This window comes from Massilia orientalis, assembly GCF_030411975.2.
GTDB lineage: Bacteria > Pseudomonadota > Gammaproteobacteria > Burkholderiales > Burkholderiaceae_D > Telluria > Telluria orientalis.
In genome coordinates, this window is record NZ_JASNRB020000007.1 from 1 (window position 1) to 16,833 (window position 16,833).

Sequence of the window (16,833 nt, forward strand, 5' to 3'; positions counted from 1 at the left end):
GTGGTGATAGGTGGACTTGAACCACCGACCCTAGCATTATGAATGCTATGCTCTAACCAACTGAGCTATATCACCAGCTGCATCACTGCTGAAACAAACACTTTTAAAACAAAATGGCTCAGCCTCGAGTGCCAAGCCATTTCGCTTGAATCCTTGGTGGTGATAGGTGGACTTGAACCACCGACCCTAGCATTATGAATGCTATGCTCTAACCAACTGAGCTATATCACCAGAACGGGGTGCATTATGCCGTCCGCACCCCGACGTGTCAAGGCTACCCCCTCAGGATCACCCTGTCCAGCCCCGCACGAATCGTCTCACGCCCGCAACGTGGCCAGATGAGCAAGCATCCGGCGCGCCGGATCCGGCCCCAGGCAATCGATCACGATCCGCTCCGGCATCGACCGCAACCAGGTCAGCTGGCGCTTGGCCAGCTGGCGCGTGGCGATGATGCCCGTCTCGCGCAGCTGGGCGCGGTCGATCGTGCCGTCGAGGTATTCCCACGCCTGGCGGTAGCCCACGCAGCGCATCGACGGCAGGTTCGGGTTTAAATCGCCGCGCGCGCGCAGGCCCGCGACCTCGGCCACGATGCCGGTGTCGTCGTACTTGCCCAGCATCTGGTCGAAGCGCAGCGCGATGCGCTCGTGCAGCACGGCGCGGTCCGATGGCTCCAGTGCGAACGGTACGAGGTCGAATGGCAGTTCCTGCTTCTCGCGGCGCGCGAGCAGGGCGGACATCGGCTTGCCCGACAATTCATGGATCTCCAGCGCGCGGTTGATGCGCTGGGCGTCGTTCGGCGCGAGACGGTCCGCGGTGACCGGATCGACGTCGCGCAGCTTCGCGTGCATGCCGGGCCAGCCGATGCGCGCCGCTTCCGCGTCGAGGCGTGCACGCACGTCGGCATCGGCGGTGGGCAGGTCGTCCAGGCCGTCGTTCAGGCCCTTGAAGTACATCATCGTGCCGCCGACGAGCAGCGGCAGCCGGCCGCGCGCCTGGATCTCGGCCACGAGCCGGATCGCATCTTCGCGGAACTGCGCGACGGAGTAGGCGTCGAGCGGATCGATGATGTCGATGAGGTGATGCGGCGCGCTCGCGAGTTCCTCGGCCGACGGTTTTGCCGTGCCGATGTCCATGCCGCGGTAGACGAGGGCGGAGTCGACCGAGATGATCTCGACCGGGATTTCCTTGGCGATGGTGAGCGCCGCTGCCGTCTTGCCGGACGCGGTCGGGCCCATGATGGCTACCGCCAGCGGTTTGTGTTGCGATGTCATGTGAGGCTTTACTGGCCGCGCAGGAACAGCTTGTCGAGCGCGGCGATTTCGAGTTGGACCCAGGTCGGGCGGCCGTGGTTGCACTGGTCGGCGCGTTCCGTCGCTTCCATCTGGCGCAGCAGGGCGTTCATCTCGGGCTGCGTGAGGATGCGGTTCGCGCGCACGGCCGTGTGGCAGGCGAGGGTGCCGAGCAGTTCGTTGCGGCGCTCGATCAGCACGCGCGAGCCGCCGAATTCGCGCACGTCGCGCAGCACGTCGCGCGCGAGCGTTTGCGCGTCGGCGTTCTTGAGGAGCGTCGGCACGGCACGCACGGCGAGCGTCGTCGGCGATACGGCCGCGATGTCGAAGCCCAGCGCCTTCAGCGTCTCCTGTTCTTCCTGCGCGGTGCCCACTTCGATGGCGTCGGCGAAGAACGTCACGGGGATCAGCATCTGCTGCACCTGCATCTGCTCGCCGCCGGCCTGGGCATCGAGCGCGTTCTTCAGCTGTTCGTACAGGATGCGTTCGTGCGCCGCGTGCATGTCGACGAGGACCAACCCTTTGCGGTTCTGCGCCAGCACGTAGATGCCGTGCAGCTGGGCCAGCGCGAAGCCGAGCGGGAAGTCGTCGTCGGAGGCGGGCCTGGTCGTCTCTGGCAGCGGGGCTTCCTGCACGCCCGGCGGTTGCGGGGGTTTCGGCGTGCCGGTGAACAGCGCGCCATAGTCCGAGGTGCGTTGCGGGACGCCGGCGCCCGTCGGCGCATCCCAGCGGCTGCCGGGCGGGAACGGGGACGGCGAGAACGTCGATGAGGCGCGCGAGCCACCGCCACCACCGCCGCCCGAGCCCGAGGTCCAGGCGGGCGATGCCAGTTGCGACCCGAACGACGTCTGCTCGTGCGGCCGGCGCCACGACGGCGTGTCGCCCAGCGACGTGGACGACGGCGTGATCTCGGCGGCGCTCACGGGTGCGGGCGTATCGCCGTGCGCCGTCGCCGACGTGCGGGCCAACGCGCGCTGCACGGCGTGGAACACGAACTGGTGGACGGCGCGGCTGTCGCGGAAGCGCACTTCGATCTTCGACGGGTGCACGTTCACGTCGACCATCGCCGGGTCGAGTTCGAGCGCCAGCACGTACGACGGAAAGCGGTCGCCGTGCAGCACGTCCTCGTACGCGGCTTTCACGGCGTGGACGAGCAGCTTGTCGCGCACGAAGCGGCCGTTGACATAAAAATACTGGCTGTCGGCGCGCGCCTTCGACGCCGTCGGCAGGCCGACGTAGCCGTGCAGGCGCAGCGGACCGGCACTCTCGTCGAGCTGCAGGCGGGCTTCGGCGAAGTCGCCGCCGAGGATCTGCGCGCTGCGCTTGGCCGATTCGCTCGTGTTCCAGTGGTCGATCGTGCGGCCATTGTGGGTCAGGCTGAACGACACGTCCGGCCGCGCCAGCGCGATGCGGCGCACGACTTCGGCGCAGTGGCCGTATTCGGTCTGCTCGGATTTCAGGAACTTGCGGCGCGCGGGCGTATTGAAATACAGGTCCTGCACGTCGATCGTCGTGCCGAACGGACCGGACGACGGCGACACCGTGCCCTGGTGCGAGCCGACGATCTCCCACGCGTGCGCGGCGCCCTGGGTGCGTGACGTGATCTTGACGGCGGCGACCGACGCGATCGACGCGAGCGCCTCGCCGCGGAAGCCGAGTGTGTTCACGTTCTCGAGGTCGGTCAGCGACGCGATCTTCGACGTCGCGTGACGGGCCAGCGCGAGCGGCAATTCCTCGGGCGGGATGCCGCGGCCGTTATCGGTAATGGCGATGCGTTTGACGCCGCCTTCCTCGAGCCGGACCGTGACCTGCGTGGCGCCGGCGTCGAGCGCGTTTTCCAGCAACTCCTTCACCACCGCCGACGGCCGCTCGACGACCTCGCCGGCGGCGATCTGCGAGATGAGCTGGTCGGGAAGCTGCTGGATGGGGCGGTGGGTGGGGGCCGGGGCGTTCATCCGTAAATTATAGCTCGCGGCAAGCCCCGAAACCGGAGGTGTTTGATTTTTCCCAAACCGGGGTCAGAGCCCGATTTGAGGACATTGATTGACAAAATGTCTTTAAAGAAGTTGCCAAAAACCGGGCTCTGACCCCGGTTTTTGTTCCCGCACGGGAGTCGGCGCTGCGCACAGGTCGAGATGGCCGGCCGCGACCTTGGTCCACGGGCCGCCGCGGTTGCGCTGGGCGTCCAGGACGCTCTGGTAGACGGCGCTCTCGGTGCGCATCACTTCGAAACGGCTGCGCTGGTCCGCCGGGACGTCGGCCGCCACCTTAACCGATGCGATCGGCACGTTCATCTCCGGCTTGTCGTAGAACCCCATCGGCGCGGGGCCGCGCGGCAGGGCGGACAGTTGCGGCATGCCGGAGATCACGCGGCCGACCACCGTGATGTTGCGGTCGAGGTGGCGCGCCGGGCCGATCACGGCATACAGCGCCGTGCCGCCGCCGCTGTCGGCATCGTTGTCGCGACCCACGCCGACCATGCCGTAGCAGTGCGCCAGCCAGGTCTCGCCCGTCTTCGGGTCGCGGCCGACCGGGAAACCGTTCGAATGGCCGACCTGGGGCGCGTAGCCGTCGACGTCCTTCATCCGCGTGAAATGCGTATCGTTCCTGAGGGGGACGGTGAACTCGGCCTTCAGCGTCTTCTGCGCACCTTTGATCGGGCGCACCTTGTCGTTGTCTTCGTTCGGATCGCCCCATTGCACGACCCAGTTGTCCTGCACGCGCACGACGGCCAGTCCGTCGAAATAATGCTCGCGCACGAGGGCCTTGATGTTCTTCACGTGGTTCGGCGCGAACGTCGGCGCCAGTTCGATGACGACGCGGCCGAACGGGAGTTCCATGTACAGCGTGTTGTCCGGGTCGAGAGGCCGCCAGTCCGACGGTTTCGATGCCTTGACGATGTCGGCGACGCTGGGCTTCGGCGGGAGTTCCCTGGCGCCGGCGGCCGCCGCGAAAAGGGCGCAGGTGGCGGCGAGAATCGTGTGCCGGAAGGGGAAATATGCCTTCTTCAATGTCGTCTCCTTGGCCGCTTGTGGCGGGCCGGATCATTGGATGTGTGATGACGATTGTAATCTGGAAAATATTAAAATTAAAACATTTTTGCCGATGAAGAAAATTCGCCGTGAAGATGAGCCGGCAGCCATTTTCGGGGTCGGACTGATGGTATGATTCGGCGCTACCATTTAGGAAAATTATGGATCTGATGCAATTCTTCGACATGATTCTTCATGTCGATAAGACCCTCGGCACATTGCTGGCGCAATACGGGGTGTATGTGTATGCCGTGCTGTTCGCCATCGTGTTCTGCGAAACCGGCCTCGTGGTTCTGTTCTTTTTCCCCGGTGACACCCTCCTGTTCATCGCCGGCGCCTTCTGCGCCACCGGCGAGATGAGTTATGCCTTGCTAACGCTCCTGTTGATCGTGGCGGCGGTGACGGGCAATACCCTCAACTATTACATCGGCGGGGCGATCGGGCATCGCGTGTTCACGCACGATTACCGCTGGCTGAACAAGGACGCCCTGCATCGCACCCACGAATTCTTCGAACGCCACGGCGGCAAGACGATCATCCTGGCCCGTTTCGTGCCCGTCGTGCGCACGTTCGCGCCGTTTGTCGCGGGCATCTCGGACATGACCCATGCCCGCTTCCAGATGTACAACGTCACGGGCGCCGTGGCCTGGGTGGTCAGCCTGGTGACCGGCGGTTACTTCTTCGGCAATATCCCGGTGATCCGCGATCACCTGACGATCATCGTGCTGGTGGGCGTCGGCGCGGCCGTCGTGCCCCTGGCGCTGGGCGGGCTGTACAAGGTTGGACGGCGCATGATGAGCCGCTGAAGCCCGACAATGTGATCACATGAAACGCGCCGCATGACGGCGCGTTTTTTATTTGCGGCGGCTATTGATGCACGGAATTGTTCCCCAGGCTCAAGTTTACTGTCGGTCACGCCGATAAGACAGGGGAGAGCAATACTACTGGATTCCCATGCGTACCCTGATCGCCCTGTTCGCTTGCAGCTGCGTCGCCCTGAGCGCAAGCGCCGCGAACGATCCCGCCGCCGCGGCGGCAGCCAGGCTGGCGGCTTCCGTGTCCCGGCCGGCTTCGGCCATGGTGCCGGCCGCGACGAAAAAGGCCGAGCCCGCCGAAAAGAAAGCCGAACCGAAAGCCGAACCGGCCGCGAGCGCCAGCTCGGCCAGCGAGGAAGATGCCGAGGTCGAGCTGTCGGCCAAGATCGCCCAGCGCCTGGCCGCGCTGCGCGAGCGCCAGCAAGCCCGCGCGACGGCCGCCGCGCGCGCGAAAAAACTCGCCGATGCGAAGCGCAGGCAGGAGGAGCAGGCCGCCGCCGCGGCGGCCGCCATCGCCGCTGCGCCGAAGCACGGCACCGTGTGGTCGTACGAGGGCGAGCTGGGCCCGGCGAACTGGTCGAAGATCAATGTCGACTGGGCCAAGTGCGGCACCGGCAACCGCCAGTCGCCGATCGACTTGCGCGACGGCATCAAGGTCAATCTCGAACAGATCAGCTTCGACTACCACCCGTCGTCGTTCAGCGAGGTCAACAACGGCCACACGATCCAGGTGACGGTGGGTGGCGGCAATTTCATCACGGTCGGCAACACCGTGTACGAATTGCAGGAATTTCACTTCCACCGTCCGTCGGAAGAAAAGATCAACGGCAAGGGCACGGAGATGGTCATCCACCTCGTGCACAAGAGCGCCGAAGGCAAGATCGCGATCATCGCCGTGCTGCTGGAGCGCGGCCAGCCGCACCGCCTGATGCAGACGATCTGGGACAACCTGCCGCTGGAAAAATTCGACACCGTCTCGCCCTCGATCGTGATCGACCCGACCGACGCGCTGCCGGAACGGCGCGAGTATTTCACCTACATGGGCTCGCTGACGGAACCGCCGTGCACGGAAGGCGTGCTGTGGATGGTGTTCAAGCAGCCGATGCAGGCGTCGCCGGCGCAGATGGCCCTGTTCTCGCGCCTGTATCCGTTGAACGCGCGGCCGGTCCAGTCGACCGCGGGCCGCTTGATCAAGGAATCGAACTGAGCGCTGGCGTGCTCAACGCCAGCGGCGGCCACCGCCACGGTGCCCATGCCAGCCACGGCCGCCACGATCGTACTCGTGATAGCTGAAGTCGAGCGAGACGGGCGGTCCGACATACGTGGGACCATAGCCGTACGGAGAATAAGGCGCGTCGTAGGCCGCATAAGGCGGCGCATAGACGGCGCAGCCGGACAGGGCGGACCCCGCCGCCAGCACGAGTGCCAGCCGTTTCACCAATGTACTCATTGCGTCTCCTCCTTGCGTGTCCTCCCATGCTCGTAGCATGTAGTTTAGGCCGCATGACGAGGCGCACCGCGCATTTTTTGCTACAAAATGAAACGCCGGCAAATGCCGGCGTTGCTGTTCATCCTGCCTGGACGACGGCCCGGTATGTCCCGCGCCAGATCCCGCCCGGCTCCAGTTGCTGCGGTCGGGCGGCCGCATCCCCCAGCAGGGCAGGCTCGATGCAGACGAAGCGGCGGTATTCCTCGTCTTCCATGTCGGACAGCGCCGCCGCGTCGGCCGCGCCCGGGTTCCACACGACGGCGTCGTTGAAGCCCGTCTGCTCCAGCGTCACCTTGTCCGCGCCCGTGTCGAACGCGATCGCCCCCTGGATGCGCTCGAACACCTGGTCGAGCTTGTCGGTGATGGCGAGCGTCTCCGCCTGCACGCCGTCGATGCGCACGGCTTCCACGTCCTCGACGAGGTGGTATGTATGCAGCGCGGCGGCGAACGGGAAGGCCTGCGTGCCGGTGTTGCGCACGTCGAGCGACATGTCCAGTTGCGCACCGCGCACCGCCACGCGCAGCAGCAGTTCGAAGGCGTAAGGCCAGGCGGCTGCGAGCTGCTGGGGCAGATCGCCCTGATTCAGCGCCAGCACCGCGAACGCGGCACCATCCGCTTCGCCCTGGTCGAGGACGCGCCAGGTCGCGACGCGCGCAAAGCCGTGGCGCATGCCGGTGCCGCGCTCGGCGAACTGGGGAAAGATGACGGGCACGCCGCCGCGGATCGCCTTCTGGCCGTCCAGCGCGGACAGGCTGCTCAGGAACAGGCGTTCCTGGGCCGGCCCGCCGGCCGTGGTGACGGCTTTCCACGACACGACATGGGCGCCGTACAACGTGATGGTCGCCTCGGCACCGTCCGGCGCGCGAAGTTGCAGGGCGGGCAATTGCCCGAAGTTGATGGTCGTTGCGCTCACGAGAATCCTCCTCAGGGGGGACGCCCGCGGGCGTCCCATTAAGTCATGCGGCTCTTCGCCAGCGGCGGATTGTACGCGAAGTAGCGCTTGATGCCTTTCGTGATCGCGTCGGCCAGTTGGTTCTGGTAGGCATCATCCTTCAGCCGCGCTTCCTCTTCCGGATTAGAGATGAATGCGGTCTCGACGAGGATCGAGGGGATGTCCGGCGCCTTCAGCACGGCAAAACCGGCCTGTTCGACGACGCCGCGGTGCAGGCGGTTGATGCCGCCGATTTCCGTCAGCACGGCCTTGCCGAGCTTCATGCTGTCGTTGATCTGGGCCGTCTGCGACAGGTCCATCAGCACGCTCGCCAGCTGCCTGTCGTGGCTGCCGAGATTCACGCCGCCGATCAGGTCGGCCTTGTTCTGGTCGGCCGCCAGCCAGCGCGCCGCGCTCGAGCTGGCGCCTTTTTCCGACAGCACGAACACGGAGGAGCCGCGCGCCGTCGGTTCGACGAAGGCGTCGGCGTGGATCGACACGAACAGGTCGGCCTGCACCTTCCGAGCTTTTTCCACGCGCTGGCCGAGGGGGACGAAGAAGTCGGCGTCGCGCGTCAGCATCACGCGCGTGTTCGGCAAGTCTTCCAGTTTCGCTTTCAGGCGCTTCGCCACCGCGAGCACGATGTCCTTCTCGTGCACGCCCGTGGTGCCGGTCGCGCCGGGATCCTCGCCGCCGTGGCCGGGGTCGAGCGCGATGGTGACCATGCGCGCCACCTTCTGTCCCGGCGCGGCCTTGGCGGGCGCATGCGGCTGGGCCGGTTGCGGCGTCGTCGGCTGCGGCTGCGCGGGCGTGGAGCCGGCGCGGGCGGCATCCGCTTCCAGCTTGGCGATGGCATCCGGACCGGCCTGGCCGACCGTCGGCTCGCCCGGCTGCACGGCCGGGGTCGGCGTGGCGGGGGCCGCGTCCGTCGTCCAGTTTTCCTTGGCGATCATGCTCGCGAGCGGGTCGACGGGCTTGACGGGATACAGGTCGAAGATCAGGCGGTGGTGATAGCCGGCGATGGGCGCCAGGTTGAACACCTGCGGCTTGACCTCTTCCTTCAGGTCGAACACGAGGCGCACGACGTTGGGCCGGTTCTGGCCCACGCGCACCTGCTTGATGTACGGGTCGTTCGACTCGATCTTGGCGACGAGGCTTTTCAGCGTGTCGTTCAGCGCGAGGCCGTCGATGTCGACGACGAGGCGCGGCGGGTCCGGCACCATGAAGTGCGTCGTCTTGAGCTCGCCGTCGTTTTCCAGGGTGACGCGGGTGTACTCGTCGGCCGGCCACACGCGCACGGCCATGATCTGGGCGGCGGATGCCGTCAGCGGGGCGACGACGGACAGCAGCAGCGTACCGCCGGCCTTGAGGATAGTGCGTCGTTTCGGGGAACCTGGAATCAGGGCGTCGGGGGGTAGTGCAGGCGTTCGAGGCATAGCAGGCCCAAGTCGGACAACGCTTGCAATTCTACCTCACGCCCGCGACCGCTGACCTTAAGCAACACTTTAACGTCGGGTGGCGGCAACACCGGTTCTCCCTTTTCGGGCCATTCGACGATGCAAATGTTGTTACCATCGAAATCTTCGCGGAACCCCGCGTCGAGGAATTCCTCGGGGCTGGACATGCGGTACAGGTCGTAGTGGATCAGGTTGACCTGTTGGCCATCCAGCTCGATGCGGTACGGCTCCGACAGCGTATAGGTCGGGCTCTTGACGGCGCCCTTGTGGCCGGCCGCGTGCAGCAGGGCGCGCGTGAGCGCCGTCTTGCCGGCGCCGAGGTCGCCGTGCAGGTAGATCACGAGGCCCGGGCCCAGCGCGCGCGCGAGGGCGGCGCCCAGGGCCTGCGTGGCGGATTCGTCGGGAAGATAAGCGCTCAGTTGTTGTTTCGGTTGCTGCTGCATCGAATAAAATATGAGGTTTGTAGGTCCGCCAATGTCCGCCCAGCTTCCCGTCCAGCCCGATTTCTCCGCACTCGCCCAGGCCATCAAGGCATGGGGCGCGGAACTGGGCTTTGCCGACGTGCGCATCGCCGACATCGACCTGGCCGGCCACGAAGCGGGCCTGCAGGCCTGGCTGGACGCCGGCCACCACGGCGAGATGGATTATATGGCAAGCCACGGCATGAAGCGCGCCCGGCCTGCCGAGCTGGTGCCGGGCACGGTGCGCGTGATCAGCGCGCGCATGGATTACCTGCCGATGGAGACGCCGCCCGACTGGCGTACCCGCGAGCGCCTGCGCCAGGACGACCCGCAGGCGGCCGTCGTCTCGATCTATGCGCGCGGCCGCGATTATCACAAGGTGTTGCGCAACCGGCTGCAGGCCCTGGCCGAGAAGGTCAAGGCGGCCGTCGGCGAGTACGGCTACCGCGTGTTCACGGATTCCGCACCCGTGATGGAGCTGCCGCTGGCGCAGAAGGCCGGCCTCGGCTGGCGCGGCAAGCACACGCTCTTGCTGAGCCGCGAGGCGGGCTCCACGTTCTTCATCGGCGAGATCCTCGTCGACCTGCCGCTGCCCGTCGACGAGCCGACCGGCGCCCACTGCGGCCAATGCAGCGCCTGCATAGCCGTGTGCCCGACGGGCGCGATCCTCGGCCCGGGCCGGCTGGATGCGCGCCGTTGCATTTCCTATCTGACCATCGAACTGAAGGGCGCGATCCCGGAAGAATTCCGTCCGCTGATCGGCAACCGCATCTACGGCTGCGACGATTGCCAACTTGCCTGTCCGTGGAACAAGTTCGCGCAGCGGGCGACCGTGCCGGATTTCGACGAGCGGAACGGCCTGGGCACGGCGGGACTCATCGAGCTGTTCGGCTGGAGCGAGATTGACTTCAACCGCCGCCTCGAAGGCAGCCCGATCCGACGTATCGGGCACGAGCGCTGGCTGCGCAACCTGGCGGTGGGACTCGGCAATGCAACCACGTCAGATGAAGTCGTCGGCGCGCTGCGCGCGCGCGCAGACCACCCGTCAGCGCTCGTGCGCGAACACGTCGCGTGGGCTCTCGCACGCCACGGTGAGGCTGTCTAGAGTTCGATCCGCTTCATGCGCAGCGCGGACCAGTCGCCGTCGATGGAAATCATGGCGACGCCCGTGATGCCGTTGTCCTTGGCATACGCATTGATCGAATCGCGGTTGATGTCGGTGGCCTTGGAGGCGGTCTGTTTCAGATAAGCGACCCACAACGACCCCTTGTCGCCCAGGCGCTCCTTGGCGGTCGGGAAATATTGTTCGAGTTCCTTGCGGTTCATCGCGAACAGCAGCACGACGTCCACTTTCTCCTGGTCGGATTGGATCAGGTTGGGCGGCATCTGCGACACCATGCCGGGGTGGACGTTCCCGTTCAGGATCAGCATCGATTTCGCGCTCCTCAAGAACATTTTGTCGGCTATCGTCTTCTCGCTCATCTGCGTTCCCTAAAGAATGTTTCGACGTGGTGAGTTCGACCACTCCATGATCAGGCTGATTTTACAAGCGAACCCCGCGCGGCACAGGACGCGCGGCCTGCCGTGCGCAGGTATTACTTCAGCAAGCCGGCCAGCTCGACGGCCGTCTTGACCTGCATCTTGTCGAAGATATGCGCCCGGTGCACCTCGACCGTACGCATGCTGATGCCGAGCTTGTCGGCGACGACCTTGTTCATGTTGCCGGCGAGGATGAGGTCGAGGACTTCCCGCTCGCGTGCCGACAGGGTGGCCAGCCGGGCATGGATGGCGTCGCGCGACGCGGCCTTGCGCGAGGCGGCGAGGGCTTCCTCGACGCGGTCCATCAACTGGTTGTCGTTGAACGGTTTTTCGAAGAAGTCGAAGGCGCCGCGCTTGAGGGAATCGACGGCCATCGGCACGTCGCCGTGGCCGGTCAGGAAGATCACCGGCAGGCGCGCCAGCAGGCCGCGCGCCACCAGCTGGTCGAACACGGCGATGCCGTTCATGCCCGGCATGCGCACGTCCAGCAGCACGCAGTCGCCGTGCGAAGCGTCGGCCGCAAAGCGGTCGCCGAGCGCGTCGAGGAAGGCCTGGCCGCCCGCATAGCCGCGCGCCGGCAGCCCGCGCGATTGCGCCAGCCATTCGAGCGCGTCGCGGATCACGTCTTCGTCGTCGACGATGTGCAGCATGCAGGTCTCCTTTTTTTGACGTATTGTAATTCACCGTTCGGTGACGGGTGCTTCCTGCGCCTGCTGCAACGTGAAGGTAAACACGGTGCCCCCGCCCGGATTGGCCGCGTGGGTGAGCGTGCCGCCGTGGAATTCGATCGCGGTGCGGCAGATCGACAGGCCCATGCCCATGCCTTCGGCCTTCGTCGAAAAGAACGGCGAGAACAGGCGCTCCGCCACTTCCGGCGCAATGCCATGGCCGTTGTCGATCACGGACACGGCGACTTGCCCCTGTTCGCCCGTGTGCGCGGTAATCCTCAAGACACGCCTCTCGGGGTCGATGGCCTGCATCGCCTCGATGGCGTTGCGCGTGAGATTGAGAAGCACCTGCTCGATCAGCACGCGGTCCGCGAGTACGGGCGGCAGGTCGTCCGGCACGTCCACCTGCAGCGCGACATAGCTCTGGCGGGCCTGCAGTTCGACGAGGGCGCGGATGCCGTCGACGACGTTGGGAATGCCGACCGTCTCGCGGTGCGGTTCGCGCTTCTTCACGAATTCGTGCACGCTGCGGATGATCTGGCCGGCGCGGCGCGCCTGCGTGTTGGCCTGTTCCAGCGCGCGTTTCAGCATGCCGGTGTCGAGCGGCGCCGCCTGGGTCTCGCGCGCGAGCACGTTCAGCGCGCCCGCCGTGTAGCTGGAGATGGCGGCCAACGGCTGGTTCAGTTCGTGCGCGAGCATCGACGAGATCTCGCCCATCGTCGCCAGGCGCGCGCTCGTCTCCAGCTTTTCCTGCTGCTGGCGATTCAGTTCTTCCGCACGCTTGCGGTCCGTGATGTCGAGGATGGAACTCATCCAGCCCGTGTGGCGCCCGTGCGCGTCGACGAGGGGCGCCTCGAACACGAGCACGGGCACGCGCATGCCGTCCGAGCGCTGGAACACGGTCTCGAACTGCGGCGTCGCCTGGCCCGACAGCACCTTGCGGAAGCGGCCTTCGTACTCCGCCATCGCTTCCGGCGCCCAGTACGGCATCGGCGGCTTCTTGCCCAGCAGATCTTCCATGGGATAACCGACCATGCGGCAGAACGCCGGGTTGACGTAGGTGACACGGCCCTCCAGGTCGCGTGCGCGCAGGCCCGTGAGCAGCGAGTCTTCCATCGCGGTACGGAAGGCCATCTGCTGGCGCAGCGCGTTTTCCGCCGCGATCGTGCGCGCGATGTGGCGCCACAGCGCGACGAGCGAAATGACGAGGCCCAGCGCCAGCACGATCACGGAGCCGACCAGCAGGTTCGGCAGCAGCTTCGGCGCGGCCTTGACGCTGTCGGTGGCGAGCACGATCTGCGAGCCGGGCAGGTCGAGCGCGCGCTTGTGCGTGTAGACGCCGCGGCCCGGTCCGCCCGCCGCGCGCTGCGCCACGACATGGTCGTCGCGGTCGAGCAGAGACAAGGCATTGTCCTGGGCGAACCACCACGGCACGTTCTCGTCCAGCAAGGTCTGCAGGTTGTACGTGGCGACGAGGCTGCCCATGTACTTGCCGGCGTGGACCAGCGGCAGGTGGAAGTCGATCAGGCCGTGCACGAGGCCGGTGGCACCGTATGGTTCGCTGTAGCGTCCCAGGCGCGTGCTGCGCGACATGGCGGCGGCATCGCGCGACGATTGCGTGAGCCCTTCGGGCGGCAGTTCCATGCCGCGGCTCGCCTTGACCTGGCCCTGCGCGTCGTACCAGATGATGCGCTGGAGTTCGTGGCCGTTCTTGAACATCTGCGCGAAACGGGCCTGCAGGGCGGCCGGCGCCGGCGTCTCGATGACGAGGTCGTTGCCCAGCGCGGCCAGCGCTTCCTCGCTGCGCGCGAGCTCGAAGCGCAAGGTCTGCTCGACCCACAAGGTATCGGCGATCAATTGTTCCTGCCGCTCGTTGCTTTCCATCTGGCGCGCCTGCCAGGGCAGCCACAGCAGGACGAGCAGGAACAGCAGCACGAGCAATACGGGCACGAGCCAGCGCCACGGGCCTTGCTTGACGGGGCGGGGCAGGGTGAATGGACTTTTCATGTGATAACGTTTCATTTTTTGCCGACGACTGTCTGTGTCGGAAACCTCGAAAAACCGTCGCGAGCGGCGGCAATGTTGTTTGAGAAGCGCAGCTGTACGAGTAGTACAGCGAGCATCGCAGAACAACAGTGCAACGCGCAGCAGGTTTTTCGACGTTTCCCGTCGTGGTTTTCCACGATAGCGGTACGACCCGCGAAGCGGCACACTGGCGGTCGGTATCCGAATATACACCGCGGGAACATGAAATTTATGCGCATCAAAGCCTTGCTGGCCGCGCTTGCTGTCGTGACTGGCGCCGGCGCCCACGCCCAGGCCCCGATCATCATCAAGTTCAGCCACGTCGTGTCGCCGGACGCGCCCAAGGGCCTGGCGGCCGAACGCTTCCGCGTGCTGGCGGAGCAGCGGACGCACGGCCGGGTGAAGGTCGAAGTCTATCCCAACAGCCAGCTCTACAAGGACAAGGAAGAGCTGGAAGCCCTGCAGCTGGGCGCCGTGCAGATGCTGGCGCCGTCGCTCGCCAAGTTCGCGCCGCTCGGCGTGAAGGAATTCGAAGCGTTCGACCTGCCGTACATTTTCCCGACCAAGGCGGCGCTGTATGCCGTGACGGAAGGGCCGATCGGCAAGAGCCTGCTGCAAAAACTGGAAGCCAAGGGCATCACGGGCCTGGCTTACTGGGACAACGGTTTTAAAGTGATGTCGGCCAACCGCCCGCTGCACAGCCCGGCGGATTTCCGCGGCCTGCGGATGCGCATCCAGGGCTCCAAGGTGCTCGATGTGCAGATGCGCGCGCTCGGCGCGGTGCCCCAGGTGCTGGCGTTTTCCGAAGTCTACCCCGCCCTGCAGGCCCATATCGTGGATGGCACCGAGAACCCGCCGTCGAATATGTACACGCAGAAGATGCATGAGGTGCAGAAGTACGTGACGGTGTCGAACCACGGCTATCTGGGCTACGCCGTCATCGTCAACAAGAAATTCTGGGACGGCCTGCCGCGCGACATCCGGACGGAGCTGGAGCAGGCGATGCGCGAAGCGACGGCATTCGAAAAGACCATCGCCCAGCGCGACAACGACGCGGCCCTCGAAGCGATCCGCAAGACCGGCAAGACCAAGATCTATACCTTGACGCCGCAGGAACAGGCCGACTGGCGCCGCGCCCTGCTGCCCGTGCAGAAGCAGGTGGAAGGGCGGATCGGCAAGGATCTCATCGATGCGATCAACAGGACAACCGCGCAGGCGACGGCGCCCGTCACGACAGCCCAGGCCCGGTGACAATCGCCCTCATTCGGTGCGGGTAAATAAGTGTTAGTTGCCTGTAATCAATGAAACACTGGCACTAGCATTTTTATGACATGTCATGGGGGCTTATGACCGAAATATATTTCGTGAATGTATATAAAAAACTACGCTTTTCTTATGCGGTTGCGTTATGATGGGGCACCTTTTGGCACCAACCTGGTGCGATAAAGCGACCGAATACGATTTGGGAGAGGGAAAAGAAAGCGGTAAACACAAACTTTACCGTAAAACAGTTAGGAGGAGACACACGTTTTATATGATGCAGCCGGCAATGACCAGGCAGCCGAAAACGTGACCATATTAGAAACGCACCTACGGGTGCGTTTTTTTTGCCCACGGCCGTGCAGGCTTGCGAACACGTCTTCCGGGTCTTACACTGCGTCGATGAGCACACAACAAGGCAGCGAGATTTTCAGCGCCATCATCGCGGCGCCGTTTGGAGCGATGGGTATCCGTACCGAAGATGGGCGGTTGCGCGAACTGGTCTACCTGCCGCCGCATTACCACGAAAAATCGGCGCAGGATGCCGTCGCCGAGCAGGCCGCCGTCCAGGTGGCGCGCTACTTCGAGGATCCCGATTTCCGCTTCGACCTGCCGCTGAAGGAAGCCGGCAGCGAATTCCAGCGGCGCGTGTGGGACACCATTTGCGCGATCCCGCGCGGCAGCGTCCGTACGTACGGCCAGATCGCCAAGCAGCTGGAATCGGCCCCGCGCGCCGTCGGCCAGGCCTGCGGCGCCAACTGGTTCCCGCTCGTGATCCCGTGCCACCGCGTGACGGCGTCCGGCGGCCTGGGCGGTTTTTCCAGCAGCGACGACGAACATGGATTCCAGCTCGGAATCAAGCGCTGGCTGCTGCGCCACGAAGGCGCGCTGGCGCTCGAGATGCCATGGCAGCAGCAGTCAATCTTCCCCTGATCGACGCGTTCTGCGACACGCTCTGGCTCGAGCACGGTCTCGCAAAGAACTCCCTCGATGCCTACCGGCGCGACCTGCGCCTGTTCGCGCGCTGGCTCGACGTCAAGCGGCCCGAGCGGAGCGACCTGTACGCCGTCGAGCCGCAGGACGTCGCCGCCTATTTCGCCGAACGCCATGAAGACACGAAGCCCAGTTCGGCCAACCGCCGGCTGTCCGTGCTGAAGCGTTTTTACCAGCTCGCGCTGCGCGACCGCCGCATCGCCGCCGATCCGTGTTTGAACATGGCGTCCGCGAAGCAGCCGCAGCGTTTCGTCCATACGCTCACCGAAGCCCAGGTCGATGCGCTGCTCGCGGCGCCGGACGTCTCGACGCCGCTGGGCCTGCGCGAGCGCACGATGCTCGAACTGATGTATGCCAGCGGCCTGCGCGTGTCGGAACTCGTCGCGCTGAAGCTGGTCGAACTGAGCCTGAACGATGGCGTACTGCGCATTACTGGTAAAGGCAGCAAGACGCGCCTCGTGCCGTTCGGCGAACAGGCGCGGCACTGGCTGGACCGTTACATGAAAGAGGCGCGCGGCGTCATCCTCGATGGCCAGGTCGACGACGCGCTGTTCGTGACCGGCCGCGGCGGGCCGATGACGCGCCAGATGTTCTGGGTCGTCATCAAGAAGCATGCGGCGAAGGCGGGCATCACGGCGCCGTTGTCGCCCCACACGCTGCGTCACGCGTTCGCCACGCATTTGCTGAACCACGGCGCCGATCTCCGCGTGGTGCAGTTGCTGTTGGGGCATTCCGACATTTCCACGACGCAGATCTACACCCACGTCGCGCGCGAGCGCCTGAAGCATCTCCACGCCCGGCACCACCCGCGTGGTTAATTCTCAAGACGGGGTAGGATGACTGGTCCATAATGGACTAGTACGACCTTTCCAAC

At 65.2% G+C, this 16,833-nt stretch carries 16 protein-coding genes and 2 tRNA genes; 6 read left to right on the plus strand and 12 right to left on the minus strand.

The window, feature by feature from the left end; all coding sequences use genetic code 11:
- Nucleotide 1: 1 nt before the first annotated feature.
- The 5 genes from QPK29_RS12325 to QPK29_RS12345 form a co-directional block, all read right to left on the minus strand.
- A tRNA-Met gene (locus QPK29_RS12325) sits at nt 2–75 on the minus strand.
- A gap of 79 nt (nt 76–154) precedes the next feature.
- Nucleotides 155–231, minus strand: a tRNA-Met gene (locus tag QPK29_RS12330).
- Between the two features lie 86 nt (nt 232–317).
- Nucleotides 318–1,271 (minus strand): tRNA (adenosine(37)-N6)-dimethylallyltransferase MiaA, encoded by a 954-nt coding sequence (miaA, locus tag QPK29_RS12335; RefSeq protein ID WP_371768977.1) that lies wholly within the window; start codon nt 1,269–1,271, stop codon nt 318–320.
- 8 nt (nt 1,272–1,279) lie between these two features.
- Complete coding sequence (gene mutL, locus QPK29_RS12340) at nt 1,280–3,244, minus strand: DNA mismatch repair endonuclease MutL (protein WP_371768978.1); 1,965 nt, start codon at nt 3,242–3,244, stop codon at nt 1,280–1,282.
- Between the two features lie 102 nt (nt 3,245–3,346).
- On the minus strand, nt 3,347–4,300 hold the full coding sequence (locus QPK29_RS12345; protein WP_371768979.1) for a peptidylprolyl isomerase: 954 nt from the start codon (nt 4,298–4,300) through the stop codon (nt 3,347–3,349).
- Between the two features lie 182 nt (nt 4,301–4,482).
- Between QPK29_RS12345 and QPK29_RS12350 the strand changes: the two genes are divergently transcribed.
- A complete protein-coding gene (locus QPK29_RS12350; RefSeq protein ID WP_056130107.1) occupies nt 4,483–5,127 on the plus strand; it encodes a VTT domain-containing protein in 645 nt (214 codons plus the stop codon).
- A 148-nt stretch (nt 5,128–5,275) separates the two neighbouring features.
- Nucleotides 5,276–6,343, plus strand: a complete 1,068-nt coding sequence (locus QPK29_RS12355; RefSeq protein WP_371768980.1) for a carbonic anhydrase — start codon at nt 5,276–5,278, stop codon at nt 6,341–6,343.
- A gap of 12 nt (nt 6,344–6,355) precedes the next feature.
- Here QPK29_RS12355 and QPK29_RS12360 read toward each other — a convergent pair whose 3' ends face one another.
- From QPK29_RS12360 to tsaE, 4 genes are all read right to left on the minus strand, one after another.
- Nucleotides 6,356–6,586: a hypothetical protein gene (locus tag QPK29_RS12360; protein WP_371768981.1), complete on the minus strand. Its 231-nt coding sequence runs from the start codon at nt 6,584–6,586 to the stop codon at nt 6,356–6,358.
- Between the two features lie 118 nt (nt 6,587–6,704).
- Nucleotides 6,705–7,538: a D-hexose-6-phosphate mutarotase gene (locus QPK29_RS12365; RefSeq protein WP_371768982.1), complete on the minus strand. Its 834-nt coding sequence runs from the start codon at nt 7,536–7,538 to the stop codon at nt 6,705–6,707.
- A 38-nt stretch (nt 7,539–7,576) separates the two neighbouring features.
- On the minus strand, nt 7,577–8,992 hold the full coding sequence (locus tag QPK29_RS12370) for an N-acetylmuramoyl-L-alanine amidase (protein ID WP_371768983.1): 1,416 nt from the start codon (nt 8,990–8,992) through the stop codon (nt 7,577–7,579).
- A complete protein-coding gene (gene tsaE / locus QPK29_RS12375) occupies nt 8,956–9,456 on the minus strand; it encodes a tRNA (adenosine(37)-N6)-threonylcarbamoyltransferase complex ATPase subunit type 1 TsaE (protein WP_371768984.1) in 501 nt (166 codons plus the stop codon). Before tsaE ends, QPK29_RS12370 begins: the two co-directional genes overlap by 37 nt.
- Nucleotides 9,457–9,487: 31 nt before the next feature.
- Here tsaE and queG point away from each other — a divergent pair, with 31 nt between their 5' ends.
- The gene (gene queG, locus QPK29_RS12380; protein ID WP_371768985.1) at nt 9,488–10,579 is read left to right on the plus strand and encodes a tRNA epoxyqueuosine(34) reductase QueG; all 1,092 of its coding nucleotides are present in this window, start codon (nt 9,488–9,490) and stop codon (nt 10,577–10,579) included.
- On the opposite strand, the gene QPK29_RS12385 is transcribed toward queG, so the two are convergent.
- From QPK29_RS12385 to QPK29_RS12395, 3 genes are all read right to left on the minus strand, one after another.
- A complete protein-coding gene (locus QPK29_RS12385) occupies nt 10,576–10,905 on the minus strand; it encodes a DUF3052 family protein (RefSeq protein WP_371768986.1) in 330 nt (109 codons plus the stop codon). The genes queG and QPK29_RS12385 overlap by 4 nt on opposite strands.
- A 164-nt stretch (nt 10,906–11,069) precedes the next feature.
- Nucleotides 11,070–11,663: a response regulator transcription factor gene (locus tag QPK29_RS12390; RefSeq protein WP_056130130.1), complete on the minus strand. Its 594-nt coding sequence runs from the start codon at nt 11,661–11,663 to the stop codon at nt 11,070–11,072.
- A 30-nt stretch (nt 11,664–11,693) separates the two neighbouring features.
- On the minus strand, nt 11,694–13,688 hold the full coding sequence (locus QPK29_RS12395) for a two-component system sensor histidine kinase NtrB (protein WP_371768987.1): 1,995 nt from the start codon (nt 13,686–13,688) through the stop codon (nt 11,694–11,696).
- Nucleotides 13,689–13,937: 249 nt separating this feature from the next.
- Between QPK29_RS12395 and QPK29_RS12400 the strand changes: the two genes are divergently transcribed.
- The 3 genes from QPK29_RS12400 (at nt 13,938) to xerD (ending at nt 16,777) form a co-directional block, all read left to right on the plus strand.
- Nucleotides 13,938–14,957, plus strand: a complete 1,020-nt coding sequence (locus QPK29_RS12400) for a TRAP transporter substrate-binding protein (RefSeq protein ID WP_371768988.1) — start codon at nt 13,938–13,940, stop codon at nt 14,955–14,957.
- A 411-nt stretch (nt 14,958–15,368) separates the two neighbouring features.
- Nucleotides 15,369–15,899, plus strand: a complete 531-nt coding sequence (locus QPK29_RS12405; RefSeq protein ID WP_056130139.1) for a methylated-DNA--[protein]-cysteine S-methyltransferase — start codon at nt 15,369–15,371, stop codon at nt 15,897–15,899.
- Nucleotides 15,872–16,777, plus strand: a complete 906-nt coding sequence (gene xerD / locus QPK29_RS12410; protein WP_056130141.1) for a site-specific tyrosine recombinase XerD — start codon at nt 15,872–15,874, stop codon at nt 16,775–16,777. Before QPK29_RS12405 ends, xerD begins: the two co-directional genes overlap by 28 nt.
- Nucleotides 16,778–16,833: the final 56 nt, after the last annotated feature.